Source organism: Alteromonas sp. H39 (assembly GCF_047556435.1).
Classification (GTDB): Bacteria; Pseudomonadota; Gammaproteobacteria; order Enterobacterales; family Alteromonadaceae; genus Alteromonas.
The window spans coordinates 4132561-4158604 of the sequence record NZ_CP180210.1 but is presented as its reverse complement, the minus strand read 5'-3'; the positions used below and the strand labels follow the sequence as shown (position 1 = coordinate 4158604).

The 26044-nt window shown below is 46.9% G+C and carries 18 protein-coding genes and 1 pseudogene; 7 read left to right on the top strand and 12 right to left on the bottom strand.

Annotated features, from left to right (window positions below; translation table 11 throughout):
• Positions 1–434: 434 nt before the first annotated feature.
• From ACLBLI_RS18125 to ACLBLI_RS18100, 6 genes are all read right to left on the bottom strand, one after another.
• Positions 435–1949 (bottom strand): DHA2 family efflux MFS transporter permease subunit, encoded by a 1515-nt coding sequence (locus tag ACLBLI_RS18125; protein ID WP_414828931.1) that lies wholly within the window; start codon positions 1947–1949, stop codon positions 435–437.
• A 2-nt stretch (positions 1950–1951) separates the two neighbouring features.
• Positions 1952–2974 carry an HlyD family secretion protein gene (locus ACLBLI_RS18120; RefSeq protein ID WP_414828930.1) on the bottom strand — a complete coding sequence of 341 codons (1023 nt, stop codon included), beginning with the start codon at positions 2972–2974 and terminating at the stop codon, positions 1952–1954.
• A gap of 76 nt (positions 2975–3050) precedes the next feature.
• Positions 3051–4565 carry a Gfo/Idh/MocA family oxidoreductase gene (locus ACLBLI_RS18115; RefSeq protein WP_414828929.1) on the bottom strand — a complete coding sequence of 505 codons (1515 nt, stop codon included), beginning with the start codon at positions 4563–4565 and terminating at the stop codon, positions 3051–3053.
• A gap of 70 nt (positions 4566–4635) precedes the next feature.
• Positions 4636–6339: a carbamoyltransferase C-terminal domain-containing protein gene (locus tag ACLBLI_RS18110; protein WP_414828928.1), complete on the bottom strand. Its 1704-nt coding sequence runs from the start codon at positions 6337–6339 to the stop codon at positions 4636–4638.
• A 9-nt stretch (positions 6340–6348) separates the two neighbouring features.
• The gene (locus ACLBLI_RS18105; protein ID WP_414828927.1) at positions 6349–7170 is read right to left on the bottom strand and encodes a class I SAM-dependent methyltransferase; all 822 of its coding nucleotides are present in this window, start codon (positions 7168–7170) and stop codon (positions 6349–6351) included.
• Between the two features lie 18 nt (positions 7171–7188).
• The gene (locus ACLBLI_RS18100) at positions 7189–8163 is read right to left on the bottom strand and encodes a hypothetical protein (protein WP_414828926.1); all 975 of its coding nucleotides are present in this window, start codon (positions 8161–8163) and stop codon (positions 7189–7191) included.
• Positions 8164–8352: 189 nt separating this feature from the next.
• Between ACLBLI_RS18100 and ACLBLI_RS18095 the strand changes: the two are divergent.
• A pseudogene (locus tag ACLBLI_RS18095) lies at positions 8353–8610 on the top strand (IS21 family transposase); the annotation flags it as partial.
• A gap of 466 nt (positions 8611–9076) precedes the next feature.
• Here ACLBLI_RS18095 and ACLBLI_RS18090 read toward each other — a convergent pair.
• Positions 9077–10054: an IS5 family transposase gene (locus ACLBLI_RS18090; protein WP_414828925.1), complete on the bottom strand. Its 978-nt coding sequence runs from the start codon at positions 10052–10054 to the stop codon at positions 9077–9079.
• A gap of 105 nt (positions 10055–10159) precedes the next feature.
• Between ACLBLI_RS18090 and ACLBLI_RS18085 the strand changes: the two genes are divergently transcribed.
• The 3 genes from ACLBLI_RS18085 (at position 10160) to ACLBLI_RS18075 (ending at position 11559) form a co-directional block, all read left to right on the top strand.
• Entirely contained in the window at positions 10160–10681 is a 522-nt protein-coding gene (locus tag ACLBLI_RS18085; protein ID WP_414828924.1) for a tyrosine-type recombinase/integrase, read from the top strand.
• Between the two features lie 69 nt (positions 10682–10750).
• Positions 10751–11083: a type II toxin-antitoxin system PrlF family antitoxin gene (locus ACLBLI_RS18080; RefSeq protein ID WP_414828923.1), complete on the top strand. Its 333-nt coding sequence runs from the start codon at positions 10751–10753 to the stop codon at positions 11081–11083.
• Positions 11084–11103: 20 nt separating this feature from the next.
• Positions 11104–11559: a type II toxin-antitoxin system YhaV family toxin gene (locus ACLBLI_RS18075; RefSeq protein WP_414831002.1), complete on the top strand. Its 456-nt coding sequence runs from the start codon at positions 11104–11106 to the stop codon at positions 11557–11559.
• A gap of 162 nt (positions 11560–11721) precedes the next feature.
• Here the strand turns inward: ACLBLI_RS18075 and ACLBLI_RS18070 are convergent, their stop codons facing one another.
• From ACLBLI_RS18070 to ACLBLI_RS18055, 4 genes are all read right to left on the bottom strand, one after another.
• Positions 11722–12900, bottom strand: a complete 1179-nt coding sequence (locus tag ACLBLI_RS18070; protein WP_414828922.1) for a hypothetical protein — start codon at positions 12898–12900, stop codon at positions 11722–11724.
• A gap of 158 nt (positions 12901–13058) precedes the next feature.
• Positions 13059–14687 carry an endonuclease gene (locus tag ACLBLI_RS18065; protein WP_414828921.1) on the bottom strand — a complete coding sequence of 543 codons (1629 nt, stop codon included), beginning with the start codon at positions 14685–14687 and terminating at the stop codon, positions 13059–13061.
• 690 nt (positions 14688–15377) lie between these two features.
• Complete coding sequence (locus ACLBLI_RS18060) at positions 15378–18935, bottom strand: ABC transporter permease/M1 family aminopeptidase (RefSeq protein WP_414831001.1); 3558 nt, start codon at positions 18933–18935, stop codon at positions 15378–15380.
• 11 nt (positions 18936–18946) lie between these two features.
• Complete coding sequence (locus tag ACLBLI_RS18055; RefSeq protein WP_414828920.1) at positions 18947–19828, bottom strand: ABC transporter ATP-binding protein; 882 nt, start codon at positions 19826–19828, stop codon at positions 18947–18949.
• Positions 19829–20164: 336 nt separating this feature from the next.
• Between ACLBLI_RS18055 and ACLBLI_RS18050 the strand changes: the two genes are divergently transcribed.
• Positions 20165–21460 carry an OmpP1/FadL family transporter gene (locus ACLBLI_RS18050; protein ID WP_414828919.1) on the top strand — a complete coding sequence of 432 codons (1296 nt, stop codon included), beginning with the start codon at positions 20165–20167 and terminating at the stop codon, positions 21458–21460.
• Between the two features lie 187 nt (positions 21461–21647).
• Here the strand turns inward: ACLBLI_RS18050 and ACLBLI_RS18045 are convergent, their stop codons facing one another.
• Positions 21648–22223 (bottom strand): flavodoxin family protein, encoded by a 576-nt coding sequence (locus tag ACLBLI_RS18045; protein WP_414828918.1) that lies wholly within the window; start codon positions 22221–22223, stop codon positions 21648–21650.
• A 300-nt stretch (positions 22224–22523) separates the two neighbouring features.
• Here ACLBLI_RS18045 and ACLBLI_RS18040 point away from each other — a divergent pair, with 300 nt between their 5' ends.
• Positions 22524–23603, top strand: a complete 1080-nt coding sequence (locus ACLBLI_RS18040; protein WP_414828917.1) for a Gfo/Idh/MocA family protein — start codon at positions 22524–22526, stop codon at positions 23601–23603.
• A gap of 521 nt (positions 23604–24124) precedes the next feature.
• Positions 24125–26032 carry an alpha/beta hydrolase family esterase gene (locus ACLBLI_RS18035; protein WP_414828916.1) on the top strand — a complete coding sequence of 636 codons (1908 nt, stop codon included), beginning with the start codon at positions 24125–24127 and terminating at the stop codon, positions 26030–26032.
• The last annotated feature ends 12 nt before the right edge of the window (positions 26033–26044 follow it).

Below are 26044 nucleotides of genomic sequence, written 5' to 3'. Positions count from 1 at the left end.
GTCGGATGACGTAATGCCAATGTGTTTGAAATCTTGATTGAGCGATCAATGAGAAGGAGAGGAAATTTTTCTCGTATATCAATAACACTATCCCTAAATTCAGCCAGATATAAAAACGAACTTTTACCTTCACCAATACTATATTTATTTTTTAGTGCCCTATGAAAATCTTCAAACTTTTTTAACTCTCTCAAGCGAGGTAAAATGCTGTTTCTATTGTACCTTTGTCTAACCAGTATAGATTAATGTACACACTTTATCACTCCAATTTTAATATTACTTTAAACGGACCATAATGCCTCGCAACTACAGTACTGCATATTGGATAAGATTAAATAGAGTGGTTAAAAAACTCAGAACCAGCGCCACTTGTTCCAAATAATTTTAGTTTGAAGTAAAAAGCAAGCTTAATGCTAAACGATCTTGTCTTTTGCTTAAGCTGATTTTGTGGTTATTAATTTGTAAAGTCGATGAACAACAATAATGGCGATGGTAGCTAACGCCATTAAGGCAGTAAGCCTGAATATTTCAACAAAAGCGATAAAACCAGATAACTTGTTAATTGGGTCACTGTACTGAGCCAGTTCTATAAGAAGTTGCTGTTGGGACAAGGGCCCTGTCAAAGTGTTTTGCAGGTGTTCAGTAGAAAACAACATTTTTAAATAAGCAGAAACCTGATAACTGGTGTGTTCGTAATAGCCACTAACATAAATAACTCCAAAAGTCCCGCCCAATTGTCTGGCTAGATTTATCAAAACAGCGCCGTCCGCTACTTCAGTTTCGTTTAACATCCGCATTGAATTAGTATAAATAGCGGGCAGCAAAATAGAAAATCCAATCCTACCCAATATTAATAGTAAAATAATAGACTGAATAGTGCTGCCTAATTGGATTTCACTAATCCAATAGCATGACAAGAAAAACAAGATCAGGCCACTAACAACAAGGGCAAACAGAAAATCCATATCACTGAGTTTGCCACATACAGGAGATAACAGAGACATGATGAGGCCTGTCCAAATTAGGCTTTCACCCACATCCGCAGCAGGCATCTGCAACACATTTTGAAAGTAGTAAGGCACAATTAATACAGAACTAAACAGACCGAAGCCTATTAACAAAATCACAAGTAAGGAAATGCAAAATTCGATTTTGCTAAACAGCTTTAGGTTTAAAAGTGGGAAGGGGTGTCTAAGCTCCTGTCCCAAAAACAGCACTAATGCTGCCACGCAGAGCAACGCAAGACTGAAACTTTCTACCCTGAATAGTCCTTGCTCTTGCACCTCAGATAAGCACATAAACATACTGACAATGTGTACTGATACCAGTAACAACCCCATTAAATCGTATGTCTTAACCTTAGCTGAGGCTATTTGGGCAACTTTTTCCTGTTTCAGGAACAAGTAGCCCGTCAGGGCAGAAAACATTGCCAGTGGAATTTGTAAATAGAAGATAGCTCCCCACTGAAATTTTTCAACTAAGTACCCCCCCATTACCGGCCCCATAGCTGGTGCCAGCAACATGACGGCACCATAGATCCCCATAGCAAAACCGATACGTTCAGTTGGAAAAATCTTCGAAACCAAAATCGCCCCAAGGGGCATTTGAAAGCCGACAGCAAACCCCTGAACGGCCCGTCCTATTATCAGAATGCTACTACTTTCTGCCAGCGCACATATACCGGAACCAAACAACATGATAAAGGCACTGAGTAAAAAGCAAAATCGTAAACCATAACGTCTGGTGGCATCAGCTGTGGTGAACATAGCAATGGTCATAACAATCATGAAGATGGAGACAGTCCATTGAACCATCTTAAGCTCCATGCCCAACGCTCCCATTATATAAGGAAACGCGATTTCCACATTAGTACTGCTAAGCAAAGCCGTGAACGAGCCAAACGACACCACTGCAACTGACAGCCAGTCTCGCCAGTTAATTTTACGCATCGCTATTTTTCAAAGATGACTTTACTCATCATACCGGGAACTATCATGAGTTCGTTTTGCTCCAAAATCAGCTCTACTTCCACACGTTGCGAAACTTTGATAAAATTGGATATAATTTGAGTAGGAGCGACGACAGCTTTTTGGCTTTGGGTCAATGTAGAGATCTTACTTACTTTCGCTTGATAAGAAGCCTCTTGATAAGCATCAAAAGAGACAGTAGCCGAATCACCAATGGCAATATGGCGGATATCCGACTCCAGAATGTTAGCCACTACACGTATGGACTCCTTTGAATGCAACAGAAACAGCCTTTCCCCTTTAGATACATGCTCACCAGGCAATACAAAAACTTCATCCAGCACTCCGGTGGCGGGTGCGAAATAGCGATAGTTATCCATTTTGAGAATTAGCTGCTTTTTACGCATTTCTAATGCGCTTAGCTTTTCAGTTACGCTGAAAACCTTTTTGTGTTGAATATTAAGCTGCTCCTTCTTTAGTCTTTGTTTCCGCAGTTGCAGAAGTATCTTTTGTATTTCCAACTGACTTATTTTTAGATCTCGTTGATGGCTGTTGAGTTGAAAGTCAGCAATCGACAGATCTTTTTCTGTCGCTAACCCGGCTCTCTGTAGCTGCTTCACTCTGGCAAATTCCTGTTGTGATTCACTCACGATGATGCTTTGCTTCTTTTCTAACTCCTGAACCTGCTCAAACTCAAGCTGATCGGCTTCTAGGTCTATATCCAGTTTTCGGTGCGAAATTTCCATTTCCTGAATCAATAAGTCCCGTTGATGAATGAGTTCTCTCTGTTGCGCAGCTAAGACATCTAGCTCAGCAGCCACTTCGGCTTCGTCAATAGCGACCACCAGTGTGTCGCGCATAAACTCTTGACCTTTGAGATAATATTCAGAGCGAGTGACCTGACCATCTACTTGGCTGCGAATGGTGTATATATCCGCTTTGACTCTGGCATCTTCAACGATAATCAGACTGTTGAGGTGCGCCAAATAAAAGGTGCTCAGCAACAATAGCCCCCCCCCTAGCACTGACAAAATAGTTGGTAGAGTAAACAGTCCTTTATCGTTTAGTTTCTGTATGGGCATATCAAGCAGAGTGTTTTAATTGTTCCGCAACGGCCAGGGGCATACCTAATGGCAGTGATGTTTTTACCAATGGGTTTTCATTTTGCGCTGCGTGACAGATAGATTGATAAACTGCAGAGGTAATCAAAGCACCAGCTTCGTGTTTGCTAAAGTCGGACTTGACCTCTTCTCTAGTGATATTACCCCTAATTCCTTCAATAAACTCATAATAAAGCTTGGATTTAGACTTGCCACTTAACCCCTTATTACCACCCTCTTGTTGCCTTAAATCGCTGATATCGAAGGTTTCTACATGATTGCCTCCCAGCATTTTGTGATTACGGAATACATAAATTTCTAAATGCTCTTTGGTACCAATTATCGGGTCCCCCTTACGATGTTCATGATCAGACTTGTAGGAGTGAAAGTGAATATTCTGGAAGGGCCCCTGTTGGATGATATGAGATTCGTGGGAGACCCGACCATTACCTTTATACAAGTCTCGGCCTATCGCGGATACCCAGTTACGCTGTGAATAGCCATTGTGAGTCAGATTAATAGATAGGTTGGTGAGAGTCTTATTGCCCTGACGAAAACTTATATTGCTACTACAATCTACTTCACCGTAGTTCTGCATTAGGAAGGTCAATTCTTCACTACTGTACTTGTTATTTTTATCGAAGTGTTTCAAGCCAAACAGCTTTCGGTAATCATCCAAGGAAAACTGTTGCAGAACATCTAACGGACGCACCGCATTGGCGAAAACCTCTGCGTTGTCATAATACTTATTACCGCCAAGGCCCGATTCCAACACGTAGGGAATGATATCGAAATAGTGATAGCCACTGTGGGAGCATTTTCCGTATCCTTGATTATAGGGATGATAATGTTGCTCTACTACTTCAGTGGGCATACGCCATTGTCCATCAGAGTGAAAAGTCTGAAAGTTGGTAACTGGGCAATTGGTTTGTTTAAAGCAGTCTTCAATTTTTTCTTTCAAAATAGTAAACGATGTTTGGTGTCGTCTTTGTGCCATCATGGAAAACATTTGTCTTGGATGAGACTTTTGTGATTGCAGGTAGCAATCATTCAGCTCGTAATAATCTGCTGCGACCTGACGGGCTTTTCTCAAATTGTTCGCGACATTTTCATAAGAAGAGATGGGCTTGTCCATTAACACTGATAATCCTTTTTGCAATGCCCATTTTGCATAGGGGAAATGTACAAGAGGTTCTGTAGCAATGATCACGCTATTAATTTGATGACGATGCACTATGTCATTCAGCAAATTCGTGAGCCTGCAACTCAATTGGCGTTCGGTGACCTCTTTACAGTCAATAAAGTGGAGCTCCGGTTGGACTTGTTTGTCCGCAAGGTACTCTCTTGCTTTGGCCTCTCCGGCTTGTACATCGAGTGCTGCTTTGAGATTTACACTCTCATCCTCAGCTGCCAGCTCCAGTAACGGGTGGTAGATACGTTTTGTATGAGGGCCAAATCCAAGGATCAGAAAGTTAATGGTGGAGTTGTCAAATAACATGTTAACCAAATTCCTTATCAGTCGAAACTGTCTCCTTCCACTCAACGAAAGGAGACAAACTTTATTTCTGCTAATTGTTCTTCTTAATTAAGTAGTTTTCGACAATCAACATGTCCATACCTACGGAGAGCTTAAAACACTCGATAGCATCTTTAGCATCTTCTACAATTGGCATGCCCGCTAAGTTGAAACTGGTATTCAATACCACAGGTGTGCCAGTTAACCTGTCCAGTTCCTGAATGAGGCGGTAAAACTTAGGGTTGGCAACTTCATTTACCGTTTGTAGCCTTGCAGTTCCATCGGTGTGAATACAGGCTGCCATGTCCAACTTCGCTTGCGACTTAACTGGAGCAACTTGCATCATGTAAGGAACTGGCGACAACATGTCAAAATAGATATTCGCTTTTTCTTCCAGGACTACTGGCGCGTACGGGCGAAACCATTCCCTTAATTTAATCTGACTGTTCAGGATTTCTTTCTGCCAGGAGTTAGCTGGGGAAGACAAAATACTGCGGTTTCCAAGTGCCCTCGGGCCGTATTCACTGCGCCCCTGAAACCAGCCAATGGTTTGACCTTCACTGATGGCCGTTGCGGCTTCCAACTCAGGAGACTCTACTTTCACAATTTTAAGTTCATCTTCATATTGAGCAACCGCTGCAGCAATTTCTTCGGCGCTGTATTCAAACCCGAGATAAGGCGAGCTGGCCATTTGTGGAATTTTCTTATCCTGTTTCCAAAAGTATTCAGCCGCAGCTCCCAAAGCCAAACCAGCATCCCCGGGAGAAGGTGGTACGTACACATTTACACCCAATCTCTCTTCCAATGCGCGGTTCAGAACCGAGTTCATGGCAACACCACCTACAACAACAACTGTGTCTAATTGGTGTTTCTGTAACAATTCTTTCACCCGGCTACATATTGATTGCTCGATCTTATCCTGTGCCCAGGCGGCCAGATTCATGTCGAAAGGACGAATCACATCGTTAGCTGAACGTCTGGCGGGGATTTTCAAGCCCTGTTTTGCAAACCAGGCCTTTAAGTCTTTGGTATCGTCTTCAAGGTAGGCTTCTTCACGCAGAGCAGAGATGACTTCGCCATCCTCAGCTGTGACAAACGGCTCGAATTGAGCCAATGCACTAGCATCACCAAAAGATGCAAGCCCCATGGTCTTGCCTGATTCGCGATAGCTGTTGAAACCGAGATAACAAGTGACATCGCCGTAAAAACGTCCGTAACCCTGATCACCTGCATTGCTATGATCCCTAGCGATTAAATTAATTTCGCCGGCTTGGTATTTGAAATAGCTAGTTTGCTCTGAGCGGTTCAATTCCAACTGGTCGGCTTCGGGCTTATCCCCAAGCATATTACCCGTATGATCTACGACTACTACAAGTGCATTATCCATTGTAGTTTGGCATACTGCACTGATAGCGTGGGCTTCGTGATGGGAGCGAACGTAGTGTATGTTTTCTTGGCCTGGAAACAACCGATTAATTTCATCCCGCAAGGCTTCGCCACAACCGGGAGTGATTTCCATTGGCTGACTAAAACTCACTACTGAAATAGCTTCAAGATCGTTTAGAGAGAGTTTGTAGCGGTCTAGCACCGCACTTACGGAATTGCTGACATTACCGTCGTATTTCTTCTTCGAAATGCGCTCTTCTGCGATGGCCGCTATCACGTTTTCTCTGTCACATAGAGCAACATTGCCATCGTAAGTAATTGTACCATCGTTAAGTAATGGCAGGTTAATACCTAAAACTAAATTCTTCACGTTAAATCCTTATTCCTTGGTAGCTTGTAAAGAAAACATCAAAGGGACTGAGTAGCTATCTTCTGGAAACTGCCACCAACCTTTTTCATTACTTTGCAGTTGCGCAAAAGCTTTAAAAAACGTTTTTTTGTACTCGGTGAAATTACTGAGGGATAAACCTGCCCCTAATAATGCATTGATGATATCTGCGAGACTGTGTGACCAGACATATTGAGTCTGATTTCCCAACTCTTTTTCCTGATTAGCGTAGGAAAATTTGTAATTCGCCTGAAAGGGTTTACCGTCATTCCAATAAGGGTTAAGCCTACCGCAATTAAAAGGATAATTATCTTCATTTGGGTTGGTAAACATGCGCGCGACTGGATGTTCATCAATGATGATGAACCGCCCACCAGGCTTAAGACAGCGTGCAATTGCATTCGCCCACGGCTGTAATGAAGACAACCATACTAGGATGCCATAGGATGTGAAAACCAAATCAAACTGGCCCAATTCACTAGGTTCGAGGTCGTTGATATTGGCACAATGAAATCGCGTCTTCATGTCGAAACGAGATTTGAGTTCATTGGCAGTATCGATTGCCCTTTTCGAATAATCTACGGCTGTAACGTCTGCGCCCAGCTTCTCTAACGCCATACTGTCAAGGCCAATATGGCATTGCAGGTGTAGTACTCTCTTACCATTAATATTACCCAATAACTCTATATCTAAGTCCTTTAACTCATATTCGGTTGGTGAATAAGTATTAAGTTGGTAATCAGATTCACCGGTATGAATCTCAGCAAGTTCATCCCAGAATTCTATATTTGCTTCATCATGTTGTCCTTCCATGAGTTATTCCTGCTTTAGTTAAATGTAATTTATTCTTGCTGGAGAAATGTCAATTTCTCCATAGGTTTTAACCTGATTTAGTGCAAGGTCTTGAACTATATAGTTAAAAATAACACGCGGTTGATTCGGTTCTATAGCCAAAGCAATTCCTTTAAGGTATGCAGAGATTAGCCTTTCCCACTGCGTTTCTCTTGTTATTTCTCTGGTAGTTGAAAGAGTTGTCTGAAAAGGTCGAATCGCCATTTTTTCGGAGAAGTAAAGAATAACTTCCTTGATTATGCCCAACTCATCACTTAATTTTAGATATGTTCTGGGATTAGCTTTTAATCCGGAAAATAAATTCGCCAGCTGAGTTTCAGCCCACAAATCAGACTTGTTCTCACTTATGTAGGCAAGAGGCTGTCTGATACATTTTATCTCAGATTTGAATGTATGTTTTAACTCGGGGACTATAGTGAAACCCATATGGCAGGCAGATTTCACAGCCCTGAAAGGTGCCCAAGGTTCTTCTAAAATTAGTTGTGATGGTTTTTTAATAGATCTTATTGTTTTTGATTTAATGTCTAACAGACCATTGTAAGGGTCTAGCAGCTTACCACTTTTCAAATCTGCAAAAACGCTATTAATCGTATAATCTGAAGGCGCAACGTCAATACGATTGGAAAGCGTGATATCTAACGGTCGTTCAGTGCTGCCTTGAGGTCGAAAACGATAGAGGGTGAAGTCTGCGTGTTCAAAACGGCGTTTTAATTCGGTATCTCCGTGACTTTGTAGAAAACTCTCAAAGGTAAGTTCTCTTTTGTCCCAATCGGCATCGATTATGATTCTTAAATCGACATCTTTCCAAGGATAGCCGAGCACAAGAGATCTAACTAGTCCACCATAAATATATGAATTGAATAAGGGCTCTTTTGCTAAACTAACAAAGAAACTTGAGTCAAACTTCTCCGATATAAGGGTGAGAAGCTCCGTGAGGTTAAAATCCATTTCCATTTAGTACTACGTCCGTGGCTACTACAATAATGCAGCTCATTTAAAGCTGAAAAAATGTAAATGAGAAATAAAAAATAGTCAAGAAAATGTCATCGGAAATGTAAAACTGACCCACTAACGACAATTTAAATTTGACCCACCTGAGGCATAATGACCATCGATTATGGAAAATACGGTGGTTGAGATGCAATGTTAAATCAGGAGTCACTAGTGGATATTCACGTGCTGCATCAACAAGGTCACAGTATCCGAGCTATTAGCCGTCAACTCGGGATCGCTCGAAATACCGTTCGTTGCTATTTGCGAGACATCGCCCGCACACCTAATTATGGGCCAAGGCCAGAGAGACCCTCAAAGTTAGACCCTTTTAAACCTTACGTTAGAGAACGCATTGAGGCCGCTAAGCCCTTTTGGATACCCGCGACGGTTTTATTACGCGAGGTTCAAACACCTCACCTGTAAGCTCCAAAAATTATGTTGTTCTAAATGGTAATTCTTCACAAAGAGAATATCATAATTAATAAGGTAACCACCGTAATTACCTACTAACGTTTTTTCCAAAAGGAAATTAGCTATTGTTAATTCCTAAATTGTAAAACTGCTCGAAGTCACTCAGACCGTAATATTTATTTATAATCTTTAGAGCTGCTGGTTTCTATATAGACAACAGTAAAATTTTTTTCATGCAACAATCGAATTCATCATTTGATCTCACATCGGTTACAAGAATTCTACGATCGTTCTTTTAGCTATTACTGCGTTGTATCTGCTCTTCTAAGGAAGATGCGAATAAGTCTTGCAATTTAGAGCTTTAGCGAGGCTCTGCGCTCGCCGTCTAATTTTTGAACGCTAAATTTCCAATTTCGACCGATATACTGCCGTTTTAGGCCCTATTCCGGGCTAATCCCGGATTTCAGACAGATCTTGGCTGTAGTCGTAACATCTGGTCTACTTTGAACAGATTCGCCAAGGTGAATAGCATGGCTAACTGTGAGTCATTTTTCACCAGTCCTTTGTAACGAGCTTTGATCCCGAACTGACATTTGATGATACGAAACGGGTGTTCTACTTTTGTCCGGATGCCGGCTTTCAGGTATTCGATATTGATGGCTGTTTTGTTCTTGCGTAGATGCTTCTTCAGTGCGCGGACTTTGCCGGGACGCTCGGCAATCAGCCATTCAACATCTGTATCTTGATGCTCTTCCCGCTTCTCTGCGCCCTGATATCCGGCATCGCCAGAGGTGAATTCCTCGTCACTGTGCAACAGGTTGTGCAACTGGTTCAGGTCATGCTCGTTGGCGGCGGTGGTCACCAGCGTATGGGTGAGACCGCTCTTAGCATCTACACCAATATGGGCTTTCATGCCGAAGTGCCATTCATTGCCTTTCTTGGTCTGATGCATATCCGGGTCACGTTTATTCTTTTTGTTTTTAGTGGAGCTGGGGGCTTCAATAATCGTGGCATCCAACAGTGTGCCAAGTGTCAGTATCACACCGCAGTCCGATAGCCATTGGTTGACGGTTTTGAATAATTTGCGAGTAAGCTTATGTTTTTCCAGCAAGTGCCGAAAGTTCATGATGGTGGTGCGGTCTGGAATGGCTTTATCCAGCGACAGTTTTGCGAACTGGCGCATTGGCGCAATTTCATATAATGCGTCTTCCATTGCTTCATCCCCAAGGATGTACCACTGCTGCATACAGTGAATGCGAAACATAGATTCTAATGAATAGGGGCGGCGACCATTACCCGCCCTGGGATAGAAGGGCTCTATCACATCCAGCAGTTGAGACCACGGCAGCAGGTTGTCCATCCGGGATAAAAATATCTCTTTACGGGTCTGGAGGCGCTTGCTGGAAAACTCACTATCGGCGAAGATAAATTGTTGGCTCATGGACGCTAGTGGTCGTGATGTGCTGTACCGCTATGATCTCACATCAGGGACTTATTCGCATCTTCCTTAGTATTTGGTTTCACAGGTATGCGTGACCGAGCCGTCATGGAAACCCTATTTGCTACAGGTATTCGTCGTACAGAACTTGCTAATTTAGATAATGATGATGTTGATTTAAATGAGCAGCAAGTGCGCGTGCGCAAAGGCAAAGGTGACTGTGAACGGATTGTGCCGATTAGCACTCGTGGCTGTGAATGGATTACGTGCTATTTGAGTAAAATCAGACCACCCATTTCTTTTATAAGCTCAGGGAGCGCATTGTTTTTGGCGAACAATGGCAAACGGTTCAAGCCCAATAAGTTATCAGATATGGTGTCTCGTTATGTTATGTTAGCAGGTATCAAACGAGCTGGTTCTTGTTATTTGTTTCGTCATGCTACAGCTACGACAATGCTGGATAACGGTGCTGATTTGCGACATGTGCAAGAAATGTTAGGTCATGCTGATATTTCTACTACGCAAATCTACACCCATGTCTTTCGCTCTAAGCTTGCTGAAGTTTTGGGGCAAGTCCCATCCTTCAGCGCTAAGCGAACAGAGCGTCATTTAGCTCTTCATAAGAGGTAATGCATTTGCATTACCTCTGTTTTGTGTTTAAAATATAAATATTCGTGACGTAAACCTGTGGAGACCATTATGCTTGCACAAATGGCATTAGAAGCAGAATCAACATTGACAGACCGTTTTCAGACCACAGTGCCAAGTCCTGTTCGTCAGGCTTTGCATTTGGGTAAGAAAGATAAGATTAAATATGTCATCCAATCTGATGGCAGTGTGCTTATGAAGCGCTTCGAAGCAGAGGACGGTGATCCTGTGCTGGATCAGTTTCTATCCTTCTTGGCGGTTGATATGCAGAAGCACCCTGAAAAGCTACAACCACTGACTGCCAGTATGCGTCAAAGCGTGGCATCGCTGGTTGCAGACGTCGATATTGACTTGGATGCAGCGCTGTCTGATGAGGATGAGTAAATTTGCCTAATAACGTCCCGATGGTAGTTAACGGCTGGACGCTATTTACCCATCCTCTTTTTGCTGAGCAGTATCAAATACTGAAAGCGAAAGTCGAAGTGTTAAAGGCAAAAGAGCCGAAAGGCTATACCAAGAAAAATGACACAAAACGCTTAGCGGCTATCCATAAACTAGCCTATGAAATTATTCCTCAGGACCCAACATTACCCGAATATCGCCAAGGGAAGAGATTAGGCGACAATAATAAACACTGGTTTCGAGCCAAGTTCTTTCAGCAGTATCGGCTGTTTTTTCGATACCATCTCGAATCCAAAATTATCGTTTATGCGTGGGTCAATGATGAAGGAAATAAGCGAGCCTATGACAGCAAAACAGATGCTTACAAAGTGTTCGCAAAGATGCTAAAGTCAGGCAATCCCCCGGATGATTGGGATGCTCTTTTAAAAGCTGCCACGGAAGCGCAAGTCTCACCTTAAAAATTTAACCTCCTCTTTTTCAAAAGAAAGTAGTCTGGATCGTATTTCAGATTATTTTATATAGTATGATACTTTTTTGTTTAAATATTTGAGCGACATAGAGTGCAAATTACACAAAGTATGATACTTTTATTTTTAGATGAAAATCTAACTCAAGTAAAATCAGTGATTTACTTTGTATTGAGTATGATACATTTTTGTCAATCTACAGTCGTCTCCTTCACCATATACGGGGCGACAGGCCGCGATGGAAAAGGAGTACCCTAATGCATTGTTGTTATCAGGTTCAGCTACCAGCATAGAGTAATCGTCAATAGTCAGTACTCGCTGGTACGGTTCCTTGGCGCAGGAAGAGAAGGGATAGGTTTCCATATGAAAAATAAACGCGGCGATCAGCTTATCAATAAAGCCATTTGTCACGGCTTGCGGTGTCAGGTCTTCTGCAGTTTGCTCGCTGCCATCAGCTTGCGCCTGTTCTGCCGATAGTCTTATCTCAACGAGGTCCTGCTCAGCAAACTCCTTTAGTCTGGCTGCCCGGGCCGCCTCATCCAGATTTCGTAATTCTTCTAATTGTTCCTCAGTCAGATCGCTCCGAATAATTTTCAGTGGGATGTTCAGAGTAAGCACCTGCTCTACATAAGGTTTCGAAACCAGATACAGTGCGGATATGACAATAGGCAGCAATATGATACGCAGTACCATAGAGGTGAAGGCAAATGACTGATCTTCCCAGTGCACGCGAACCTTTATCCGGATAAGTCGCAAAAGTCCGGCTAGCAGAAGCCATAGGTTTCCTACCATCAGTAATACGCTGGACATCAGTACGCTGGCAATGAAAATCCACATTGGCAACATGATCAGGGTGGTAAAGCCCAGTGTGAATTTAAGGGGGGTGGGCTCTATGCCGGCAATAATGTTGACTTTCATCGCCGCCATCGCCAATGCAAAGTTCGCTGTGGCGGCATATAAAACCAAAAGCACCCCTTTGCCCAGCATGGTGTGCCAAATACGATGGAACAAATGCCAGATCTCGCGACTTAAGCCGATAGCCGCAATAAGCCCCACCCACACAATGCCTGAGCTCTCCCAGTTACCATTTTCGTTAGTAAAGAGGAAAAGGATAAATGCAGCAAAATAGGTCCATTGTGAAAAAGTGAGCAAGGCAAATCGCTCACGCCACGTGCGTTTTATTCTGACGGTGTTCCTTCGCTTCCGAAAGGACTGAAAATAGTTTTTCAGAATATTGAGTGCGCCGCGAGGAGGCGCTGACGCAGAGGGCTTTTCGGTCTTTTCAGACAGGTTGTTGTCCATAGCTCTGTCTAGTTTTTCTTTCAGTTTCACTCGGTCAATGAGGGAAGTAAAGCGGAGGAAGGCGCACCTGGGATATCGGTCGAAGCGCGATATTTTGACTTATCATAGAATTTGAAAAACAGAGCGGGCAACATCTGCTGCCCGCTATTGCTTACTGTTATGCGGCTTTTTCCGAGTTTAAGGTGAAATTAATTTCCCCAAATCTCGCTAACCAGTTCCGGGTGATCCACAAACGGATTGCGGTTGCCCTGGAAGCTGTAAGCGGCATCATTGCGGTCTATTTCTTTCTGGCTTACCGGATCTTGTGCGTGCCAGCTAAGCAGCATATTCAAAAACCAGTTTTCAAACACCTGGTTGCTGCTACCGTTTAGCGCGGCATCACCGTAGCTGCTCTGGCTCTGCCAACCAGCTATCACGTCTTCATACCGTGTTGCCATGTAGAAATACGCACGGGCGATATCGCCTTTAAACTCATCGATAGGCTCGAATACGGTACCGGAATAACCCAGACCAGAAGCCGCACTGCCTAACCGCGAGCCGTTTGATGACGTGTAAGATGCACTGCCGACTTCGCCATACGGATAGCTGCTGCGACGGGCATTCACGTAACCGTCTGTCGGGAAGATATGATGTACATCAGTATTCATCGGTGACACCGCACCGCCAAACCAGCTACGTGGGAAGGCATGCTCGCGGTTGTAGCAATCGCTTTCGCCACTGTACGACCCACACTGATCGCTGCCGGCCGTGAAGGTAAACGAATCGCTGCCGGTAGGATTCTCAGAGTAGATATCCAGGATGGAGCCGTCGTTCTCATAATAGGTATCGCGGCCATATGACAAATAGAAGCTCCATAATGCGGAGTAGCTCTGGGTGCTGTGACTGTCGATAATGTTGTGCAGTTCAGATTTCAGTGCAAAGCCGGTGAGGCCGTCAGCACTGGCGTAATAGCCGCTAAGATCCGAGCCACCGCCGGTGCCACCACCAGAGCCGCCCAAGGTAAACGATGTCGATTCTGAAGCACCAAAGCTGTCGCCGGAAGCAACAGAGCTGCCATTGATAACCAGGTTATAGCTCCCGTAACCATACGAGCAGCAGATGCCATCGCCATAACTGTCGTTAATGGTAAAGGTATAGCTGCCATCATCCAGACACACCGCTTCGCTGTACGTGGTGTTTGACGCATAACTGCCGCCCGATGCCACTGTCTGACTGCTGCTGTTGGTGATTTGCCAGCTGGTTTCGCCGCCGTAGTTATCGGTAGTCAGCGCAAGCTCACCACCATTGGTGCTGCAGCCTCCCCCACCGGTACTGCCGCCACCGGATGTGGTTGGCTCAAAAGCATCGATATAGACCACTTCTGACCCATCGAAGCCTGAAACATCGTAAAAGCGCAAACCCACTTCAATGGTGCCGGTACTACCTGCCGTATAATTGTAGCTGACTTGTTGCCACTGACCGGTTAGCGTTGGCGTAGAGTAGCCCTGATAGCCATCAACGTATAAACGGGCGCGCACGCCGCCTTCGGTGTGGTATACCCAGGTGATGAACGTATAGCTTTGTCCTGCACTGACGCTGACTGACTGTCGCAAGTCAGTAGAGCTCTGCGAATCTGTGTTCACTGTAACGGCAGCCGAGCTAGCGCCGTTATAGCTGTTTGAGGACTCAGCGACACTGATACCAGAATCTATGGTGGTCCAGTTATCCGGCGTGTTGCCACTCCAGCTTTCGAAATTTCCGTTCTCTACCTGAGCGCTAACCTGAGCACTTAAGCTCATCCCTATCAGCGCACTTAACATTGTTATCGATTTTCTCATGAATCTTCCTGTCTTGGTTAGAGGCCTGTTTTTATCAGGCGTCGCTATTCCATCTACTGCTGAGCCCTCTGTTGCTAAAGCAGGCTCCGTGGAATTCGCAGTACTACCGTTACACAGAAATAAGTCGATTGCATGAACATTTTTTGAACATGTGGTCAGGAAAGTTATTCGTGGGTATAAAAAGTAATATCTATGGATTTCAAAGGTTTTACTATGCGATGTGGCTGAAGATTGTGTGCGATGTGGGAGCGCGCCGAAGGCGGGCGCGCGGATCGCAGAATTTACTCGTTTGGCATACCGGCGACGTCCTGTGCACGTTCCAGTCCGGAAGCGGCAAGTTGCGTAAGCTCAGTAGGTGCGGGCTGCCAGTCAGCCAGAGGTCTGTGCTAATAAGCGCAATCTGTGGCTATCTCATACAGTTAGACACAAAACACAACAAAGACCGGCCCTACAGCAGTATGAGCCCGCAGGGTTTGGAACAACGTATCATAAAGACAGTATGAAAAGGCGGACACCTTGAGGTTATTGAAATAAAGTGCCTGGTTCGTTTTATCGGATAAAAAAAGCGGTACGTGCGTACCGCTTTACTATTGGTGTTGTGACACGTTAGCCATCGTTGTAACACCACCAGTCCCTTTCAGGTTCGTAGTGATGCTGGCCGGGTAGCGTGTGTTATTGCTACCAGACAGCTTACAACTGGATCACGTTATCACCGCTGTCCCGGTCAATCATTTTGACGAACGGGTCTACGCCTGCGTAGGCCGGCTTTTCACTTACTGTTACCGTGATGGTATTCTCGCCGGTTGTCAGCCTGTGCTTTTGGTTATAAAGCACTTTCGTATCGCCTGACACATCCTCCGGATCGCCGGTGAACAGCGCGATATCGATGTACTCCTCGACTTCCCCTTCAGTTTCGCGACCGGCACCATCAGCTTCGTATTTGGCTGCCGATACCGTCATCGTTACCTCATACTCACCGGTGTCGGTTGCTGTAGCATCGGCTGACAGCATTTTGAGATCATACAGTGTGATGCGCTCAAACAAGTCAGCGATAAACTGCTGCTCTTCTTCTGTGGCCTGCGCGTTCAGTGCGGCCTGAAGATCCAGCGTAGTGGGGTACGGGCTGTTACTGAACTTATACTCATTAAGGAAGTTTTTCAGTGCCGTGTTCACACGCTCTTCACCTAAACGGTCGAGAATCGCCATCATGACTACAGAGCCTTTGCGATAGTGAATGTACTGCTGGTTTTCACTGCGCATAAACGGCATTTCTTCAATCAGCTCGCCGCCACGGTCGCGAAGGTAGCGGTCGAGTTCGTACTTCAGGAAGCGACGCATTTTTTCTTCACCAAAGCGTTCGCGCAGCACCATGATTGCACTGTACTGTGACAAACTTTCGATGATGATCGACTGGCCCTGCACATTTGCAGCACCTACCTGATGTCCCCACCACTGGTGAGCCACTTCGTGCGCCGTTACATAGTACACGTAGTCGATATCCTCTGGGTCTCGCAGATCAGCAATAAAGCCAATTTCTTCCGAATAAGGCACTGTATTCGCAAAGCTCTGTGCAAACGAGCGGTATCCGGGGAACTCGATAATACGCATCTGACGATGTTGATAGGGGCCAAAGGCGTCGGTGAAGTAATCCAGCGAATCTTTCACGCTCTGCACCATCACATCCACGTTCCAATAGTGCTCAGGGTGGTAATACACTTCGATATTCACGCCATCGTGCACATCCCGTTTCACATCATGTCGTGCTGAGAGGTAAGAAAAGAAGTTTACGATGGGCGCATCCATTTTGTAATGGAAGTAGTTACGCCCGTCTTCCTGCCACTCTTTTTGCAAGTATCCTGGCGCGATGGCTATTTGGTCACCGCTGGTGGATACCGTGGTCTCAAAGTCGATAAAGGTGACACCTTTGCCGAAGCCGCTTTCGCCGTAACGAGAAGTGTCCTCCAGTTTGTAAGCGCGGGGGCGCTCCGGAAGGTCGCGTTTGCGGCGTTCGTGGCGATCAGCAATTAAATACTGGGCGTTAAACCCGAACGAGGGGAACAGCGAATAGTTATTGATAAAGGTACCGTTTTCCGCGACCTGCAAATCAAAATTCCCGTCTTTAAAACCTTTATGCTCACGCAATACGGTGATAGTGCCGTCTCGTGTTTCGCCAGGCTCAAGCGGCTCGTCGAAAGTCATCCACGCTGTGGAAAGGTCCTCAAAGCGCTCTGAAATGTTGGCACCAGGAACAGTGACATCCCATTCACTGGTAAACTGCGGAATCGAAATCAGCGAGCGGGTAATCGGCGTATCGAACGGATTACTGATAGTGATATCTGCAGAGGCTTCGATACGGCGCGCTTCAGGGAAGATGTCTACATTCGCATTTACCCGGGTTACTACCGGAATAATATCGTCTTCAAACTGGCTGAATTTACGCTCGTACTCTGCCTGAAGTTCGAAGCCCTCATCCTGAGTAAGGTAGTTGTTCAGCACTTTGGTGTTGTAATGAATATAGCCACCGGTTAGCACAAACACGATAAGGCTGAGTGCCAGTACGGCTTTTCCGGAGGAGCCCAGCTGATAACCCAATAATTTGAAGCGATGTTTCAGTGAGACTTCCGGGCCGCGTTGCCACATGGCATAACCAATCGTGAACAACGCCAGCGACAGTGCCGTCCAGTACAGCATGTACCAGGCGAATGGACCTAAGAACCAGCCCCAGCCATTTAAATCCGAGTACAGCACTTGCGGGGCGTCAGAGAAGCTCCACATGTGGTGTTCCAGACCCAGTTCGGCAAACACCAGACTGACAATGAAGTAGGCGACAAACAGCAGCATACCGACAAATTTGTTCGGGCTTAATACCTGAATAAAGAACGCCAGTACGGCCAGCAATGCCCAGGGTACCCAGGAGACGAAATATACGCCGGTCAGATAGGTGCTGAGATCAAAGTCGAAGTAGCCCTGTGTGGCCTGAAAGACAATGGTGAAGGCAATGCCGATTGCGAATAGCAGGGCGGTTACTGCCCACATCGCTAACAGCTTGGACACCCAGAACACAAGATTGAAAGCCGGTGTAGCATCGACAATATCGCCCATGCCGGAGCCACGTTCGCGCCAGACAATTTCGCCGCTGTAATAGGTGATAACGATGAGCATCATTAACCCGTAACTGTCGCGAATGAACTCTACCATTTTGTAGGTCAGCGGCCAGTCAGGGGTACCGTAGATGCCACCAATGGGCACAAAATACAACGCAGAAAGGTTAAATAGGGTGAAGATCATCAGCACGATTAGCGCCGGGCTGAACATCACCTGTCGCATTTCAAAGCCGATGCGGGTAAGCAGCTTGCCAAACTGACCGCCGTCTTCAGCCTTTATTGTTAAATTAAGCTTTTTCGGGGGCGCAAGCTTTGATGCTTTAGATGGCTTCTCTTTACGGGTTTTCTGCTGCCAGCGCATCTGATAAATGCTACCGACTGTGGCCAGAATTACCGCGCCTATCCCCAACCAGATCAGCCGGTTTTGCAGTAGTACCCCTTCCAGCGAGACGACGGCGGTGTTTTTATCAAATACCGTCCAATAGCGGGTGATCTCGGCGTAAGTGCGAAGACCAAAGGGGTCGAGCAACGCGCCAATAGTCCGGTATTCAGGCTCGGACGTTACAACACCGCTGATCAGGTAGAAAATGAAAATTCCCATAGCCACCAGATACGCTGCCATCATAGAGCGAAGGCGTTGTGCAATGGCATAAAAAATCATGCCGAGCGCCAGCATACTGGGCACGGAGAAATAGAAAAACGTTGTCAGGTAAAAACTGAGATTGGTTGGCCCTATCCGTTCCTGATCGACCCATGGCATCAACGAGCCCAGCAAAATGCCAACCGGCACCATGGCAAACACTAAGAGGCTTACCAGGCTTGAGCCGAAAAAGCGCCCTAAATGATAGGATATCGGCGTAATGGGGCGCGTGTAGACCAGCTCCCCCATGTTACTGGAATGATTGCGCGTAGCTGTACCGGAAACGAAGTTCACCAGCAGAAACAGCGCAAAAATTCCCATGATCAGGGTTGTCTGGGTAATCGAAAACGAGCCGTTATACAGCACGTTACCGCCGCCACCAATGCGGACATTGTCAGTGGTTGTTGCCATGAAGGGCAGCAGGAAAAACGCCAGCATGGTGACGTAAAAAGAGGGTTGGCGAAGATAATATCGCCATTCAAAAGTCAGGCTGTTTAAAAACATCATTGATCTCCTTACGCGGCTGTCGCAGCGCGGCTGTTATGCAGCGTAGAGAAATAGACGTCTTCAAGGTTAGCCGGGGCCTGCTCAAATCCTTCCGGCGGGGTATCTGCCATCACATGAATAACGTGTTTGCCAGCAATCAGACGAGCGGAAATAATGTTCAGGTGTTGCTCAAGTTCCCGGTACTCATCCTGACTGACCTGCTTGCGCCAGATGCGTCCTTTTAATTCGTGTGTCAGGCTTACCGGGTTACCCTCAAGCAGAATCTGACCCTGCCCCAGCACTGCTATTTTCGGACAAAGTTCAGAAACATCATCAACAATGTGCGTGGAAAGAATAATGACTTTCTCTTCACCCAGACTTACCAGCAGGTTATGGAAGCGGTTGCGCTCTTCAGGGTCCAGTCCGGCAGTGGGCTCATCCACAATTATCAGGTCAGGATCGCCAAGCAGAGCCTGCGCAATTCCGAAACGCTGACGCATACCGCCAGAGTAGCCACTGACTGCCTTATCCCGGTGTTGCCACAGGTTGGTGTGAACCAGCAGGCTCTCTACGGCCTCTTTACGATCTGATTTGCTGCTTATTCCTTTTAACACTGCCAGGTGATCAAGCAGTTTTTCAGCGCTGATACGCGGATACACGCCGAAATCCTGGGGAAGGTATCCCAGACGCTGGCGTAGCCCGTTCGGATCAGCAAGAACGTCGATGTCATTGAATTGAATGGTACCGGTATCCGGTGTCTGCAGCGTTGCGATGGTTCGCATCAGTGATGACTTTCCCGCGCCATTTGGACCCAGCAGCCCAAACATTCCTTTGGGAATCGCAAGGTTAATTCCGTTAAGCGCTTTCACCCCATTGGGGTACGTTTTAGTGAGGCCGTTGATACTGAGCATGGTCATTCCTTTGCGTTTTTATTGTTAAGTTCCCAGCCTACGCGCTTCTTGGCAATCTGTTAACGTCAGCTTTGTAACAAAGTGCAAAATGACGTTAGTCAGGAGTATGATAAATGCGCGAAAAGTATGAATTTAATACGCAAATGTTGCGAAAATGTCAAAAATAGCGACCAAGTTAACAGTTTTGTCGGTGTGTAGATTGAAACCTGGTCTGACCCTCCAGTAGAATGCCGCCGTATCATAAAAACGTGTCCTGGCAACGTAAGTATCCCGGAGGGAAATGCGTTGCTATCCATTTTTCGTGCAGTACGCTGCACCCCATCAATAGAGTGGTTTATGAATAAAACGTTGTTACTCAGAACGTCGGTATGTATCGCACTTGGTACCGTGTCCGCGTCTTCTCTGGCGGCAGGCTTTCAGGTAAATGAACACAGTGCGAATGGCCTTGGCCGTGCTTTCGCGGGTCAGGCGGCAACGCCTGAGAATGCCTCAATTCTGGCGACCAATCCGGCAGCCATTTCTCAGTTTGATGAAGCTGAATTCAGTTTTGCGCTTAACTACATCATGCCAAACGTAGATATCAAGGGTGACGTTGTTACAACTGTTGGCGATGCGCAAATTCCGTTGGAAGCGAACGAAGACGATATCGCCGAAAGCGCGGTTATTCCTTCGGCGTTTTATACCCGCCCAATCAACGAAAAAGTGTCAGTAGGTCTTGGTGTATTTGCCAATTACGGTCTGGCCACAGACTACAGTGACAGCTTTAATGCGCTGCACTTTGCTGATCGCGCAGAAGTGATCACCATGACGATTAACCCTGCGGTATCGTACAGCCTGACTGACACGCTGGATATCGGCCTGGGACTAAGCGCTACCTACGCAGAAGCCGAGATTGGTACGGCAACGCCACAAGCGATTGGCGCTATCAGCCAGGGCGCTGTTCCCGGCAACGCGACCATATTGCGTCTGGAAGGCGATGACTGGGGCTATGGCTGGAACGTGGGTGTGTTCTGGCAAGCCAGTGAGCAAACAGACATCGCACTGAGCTATCGCGCAGAAACCAAACTGGATTTGGAAGGCGATGTCGAGTCCGACCTTATTCCGGCATTAAACCAGGGCGGCGCGCTGGGGCTTAATCTGGCTGCGATTGCCGAATTTGCCGTCAATCACCGTATTGATGAGAAGTGGTCTGTGCAGGCCAGTGCAAACCATACCGAATGGAGCACCTTCGATAAGCTGGAAGCCGAACTGGAAAGCGGTATGGATTTGCTCATCAAACAGGAAGATTTTGAGAATACCTGGCGTCTGAGTGTCGGTGCGACATACGTTTACAGCGACGAACTGACCCTGCGTGCAGGTTATGCCTACGATGAAGGTGCAGTGTCGTTTGCTCACCGTTCGCTGAGCATCCCTGATACCGATCGCCACTGGGTAACGGTAGGTGCTACGTATCAGCTGAATGAAGACAGCACCATTGATGCTGGCTATGCGTATCTGAAAGGCCGTGATGCCAACGTAAGTCAGCAGCGGGCGCTGCAAACAGAAGCGTTGGGTACAGTCGTCAGCGACCTGACAGCTACAGAGCATGCTTCAGCGCATATCTTTAGTGTGCAGTACAACACCCGTTTCTAAGTACTTCTGCCGTCAGGATGTAAGATGGCAGAACGTTGAGTTTTCAGGGTAGTAAGTACTAAGGCCTCTTCGCCCCTGTAACGCTGAAAACAATAATAAAAGCCCCGTAAGCGATGCTTGCGGGGCTTTCTTATTGAAAAATTACAACATCTCAAGTTGCCATTAATGACAATTGGATACAGCGTGATTACTTACTCGCCCACGTCGTGGTGACTTCCACAATTCGGTCGGCGTAAGCTTTTGCCGTATCCAGATCTCCCTGAGTGGGTGACTCATCCACCGAGGCATCCTGCGGAGATTGCGCCATCAGGCCAGAAAACGCGCCAACGTAGTTAATGTCATCGCGTTTGGCATCTTTGGTGTTCGCGGCCTTCATACCCATACCGGCCCACACCATCCCGTGCTGCATGGCCAGCGTAATGAAATAATGCAGCGTAGAGTGTTTATCGCCATTCATAGCCGCAGAGTTGGTAAAGCCACCGGCCAGTTTGTTGCGCCATTTATCTTCGAACCAGCGCTTACTGGACGCATCCGCAAACTTTTTGAACTGCCAGGAAGCCATACCCATGTAAGTGGGAGAGCCGAAGACAATGGCGTCAGCATCATCCAGTACACCCCACTCATCATCAGTAATCTCTCCTTCTTCATTAATCTCAATTAATGTTGGTGTCGCGCTGTCATGTGCCTTCAGCCCTTCAAAGAATGCGTTTGCCAGCTTCTTGGTATGGCCGTAGCCGCTGTGAAAAACTACCGCAATGTTCATATTTCTCTCCTGTTTTTGAGTTGTTATTCACTACGCGGAAGTGGGATAAAAGCGATTAGTAGTTTGTTTAAAAAAACGATAATTCGCCATTTGGGGTGAATAAATCATAAACAGCGAACACTGTTAATCCTCTACTAAGATCGTATCGTAGTACAAATAATGACAACGCTGCGGGTAAACTGCGTAAAACGGTAAATCGCGCAGCCATACATAATCGAGTGGGCGCGGTGTTAATACTGTCGCCTTTACGTGGCTTAATCATTCGTTCTACGCCTTAAAGCATTTGTTATGGAGACCGTTATGTCAGGGTTAACCCGCCGTCACTTTATGCAGTTGATGGGGGCCAGCGCATTGCTGACCTCCCCGCTACTTCACGCAGCAACGCCAGCTCGCAAAGTGGGTGTTGCTTTGCTTGGGCTCGGCGGGTACAGCACCAATTTGCTGGCACCGGCGTTGCAGTCGACACAGCATTGTGAGTTACGCGGCATTATTACAGGCAGCCCGGAAAAGATACCGAGTTGGCAGCAAAAGCACGGGATCCCGGATAAGAATGTGTACTCCTACGATACAATGCACGAGATCGCGAATAACCCGGATATTGATGTTATTTATGTGGTCACCCCAACCGGGACGCACAAAGATTTCTCCATCAAAGCGGCTAACGCGGGAAAGCATGTCTGGTGTGAAAAGCCTATGGCGATGAACGAGGCAGAGTGTCAGGCGATAATCGACGCCTGTAATAAAAATAATGTGATGCTGTCCATTGGCTATCGAATGCAGCATGAGCCTAACACGCGCAGGCTGGCCGGATATGCCTCAACTACGCCTTACGGCAACATAACCGCATTGGAGAGCTTCGCCGGTTATGGCGGGAACGGCTTACCACAGGATAACTGGCGAATGCAGAAAGCCATGGGGGGAGGTGCGCTTTACGATATGGGCGTGTACGCCATCAATGGTGCCAGATTCATCACCCGCCGCGAGCCAGTCGCGGTGACCGGACAAATTCTGAAAGAGCATCCTGCGTTTAAAGAAGTCGACGATACCACGCTGTTTACGCTGGATTTCGGAGATGGGCTGGTGGCGGATGGCGGTACCAGTGTTGTGAAGTCGTTTAATCGTTTAAAAGCCACTTGTGAAAATGGAAGCTACCAGCTCCAACCCATGCAGTCTTACTCCGGTGTGGTAGCGACGACCAGTGATGGCAGACGCTTCCCTGCAATTGAGGGAATGCAACAAACCTTGCAGATGGACAATGATGCGCTGGCAATTTTGGGACGCGGTCCGACACTGGTATCAGGCGAAGAGGGGCAACGGGATATTCGAATTGTAACTGCTATATTTAACGCAGCGAAAACCGGTAAAACAGTCACGCTATAACGACGTCTGGCAAACTTCGTATGCTGTGCTACGAGAACAACATTGAAGGATCAGGATAGCCAACATTAAACTTTCTTGAGACAGAATCTAACCCCACCCATGCGGCGTAAGAATTATCAGGTTAACAACTGCATTTCAGGAGCGCCGCATGACATTTTCTTCCTCTGCTACCCCTTCTCGTTACAGAAGGCGCCGTCATGTTGAGGTGCGCCGGCCGTACGCCCCGGTTGAAGCATCCAGACAGTCAGATACATCCAAGCACGATGCGCGTAAAGTCTATCGATATAAACCCCGTGGCAGGCGCTCAGGCGAACTCGTAAATAAAGTACTGACACCCTTTAGCTGGTCGAGTGTCAGTGCCTGACCCCGCTTTGACCTCAACGTTTCTGCTAATGGTCAGATCAGTGTGTCAAACTCAAGCCCAGCGGACCTTTACGCGCACCGCAGTACGATAGTACTAGAGCCAGGAGTGAACAAAAATACAACAATTCATTCACGTTTAGTTAACGCGAGGGCGTGCAATGAAAAATGTAGTTCGAGTGATCTCCCTGGTATGGCTGGGCCTGATAGCCCACTTAAGCTATGCAGGAAGCTGGCAGAATAATCAGTCTGTCGGTGGCTTCAACAACGTACATATCTATACCCCGGATGGCGTATCGTCGGTAGGAAACGGACGAGCTTTGCTGGTGGTACTGCATGGATGCACCCAATCGATAAATGCCTACCTTACGGCAAACCTGGAAGATGCCGCAGAGGCTTACGGCATGGTGATCGCCGTGCCTGATGCGATGAATAAAGCCGGGTTCAGTTGCTGGTCATACTGGCAGGGAACAAAATCCCGTAACAGTGGGGATTACCAGAACCTTATCGCGCTGGCGAACACCCTGAGTGCGAATTCAGCCTATAACATTGATTCCGACCAGGTATACATTGCGGGACTGTCATCCGGTGCCGCCTTTGCCAACACCACAGCATGTATTGCGCCCGATATCTTTGCCGGTGTGGGCGTTAGTGCAGGCCCAAGTATTGGGACTAGCTCAAGCGGGGCTATCGGCAGTTGTGAATATGCAAATGTTGCTCAGCGTTGTCAGCAGTATGCTGGAAGCTACAGTGGCGCGCTGGATACCCAGGTGGCATCTATTGCTCATGGAGACGCTGACACTACCGTTGATCAGTGCTACAACCGCCAGAACGCAGAGGGCATGGCTGCAGTGTATGGCGTGGCTGAACTGCCCGGTTCTTCAGTTATTGGTAGTGGCTCCCGTATAGCAGAAGAGTACTTATGGGAAGACGGACGGGTATCAATGATTTGGTTAAATGGTATCGATCATGCCTGGTCTGGCGGACAGGGCGCATCCGGCTCATACATTAACGGCAGCGGTATTAATTATGCGATGTATCTGGGGCAATACTTTCTAGAAAACAATGCCAGAGTGAACAGAAACACCCCGCCGCAGGTCACTACGTTAACGCTGTCTGAGAGTAACAGTCAGGTCACTGTCTCCGGGCAGGCCAGCGATACTGACGGCAGCGTGGATACGGTTTTTGTTCAGCTTCGCGATGATGCCGATAACCTTTATCAATACGACACACAAAGCCTGAATAATGGTGCCTTTAGTCTGACAACAGCAACGCTACCTGACGCGCTGTATTTTGTCAGTGTTAACGCGACTGATAATGAGGGCGCCACGTCGGAAACGGTCGCTGACAGTATCCGGATTGGGCCACCACCGCCAGAGACCGCGCCAACACTCAGTAACGTGCAGATTGTGGTGTCGGCACAATGTGCAGAGGTTAACGGTGAAGTCGTCGACATCAATCAAAACCTGTCTTCTGTTACCGTGGCTTTCGCGACAGAAACGGTTAGCGCGACAGTTTCGGGAACCTTCTTTACAGCCTCGGCCTGTGAACTGGCAGGCGGACAACAAAGCGCAGTTGTTACTGCAACCGATGCCACGACTCTGTCCTCTTCCGAAACACTGACGTTTACGGTTGACGCGGGGGTTACTGCGAATCTGGATGCACATATAGCAGCTGGACGGCTGGATTACACCAACTACTCCAATTGCTATCTGGAATACGCCTCAGACCCTTTCAAACTCAATGAAATTGCCACAGGAACTGTGCAATGCCAGTGGCAGGACGACGACAACAGTTGTGCCGGACCGGTGCAGGCTTGCAGCGGGTCACCAGGTACGGGGGGCGATCCGGGTACGGGCGGCGATGACGGCGATAGTGATGAATGTGCCAGCTACACCACTGCCAATTACTACCATAAGGTCGCGGGTCGCGCGTACAGCACCGGAAATTATTATTTTCCTGACTACTTTGCCGAAGGCTCAGACGATCCGCTAAGCGGCTCAACGTGGGGAAATAGCACCTTGTCGTCACTGGATGGGGAAGTCTGGTTTGCTGGCAGTTGCCCATAACTCAGGCAAGAT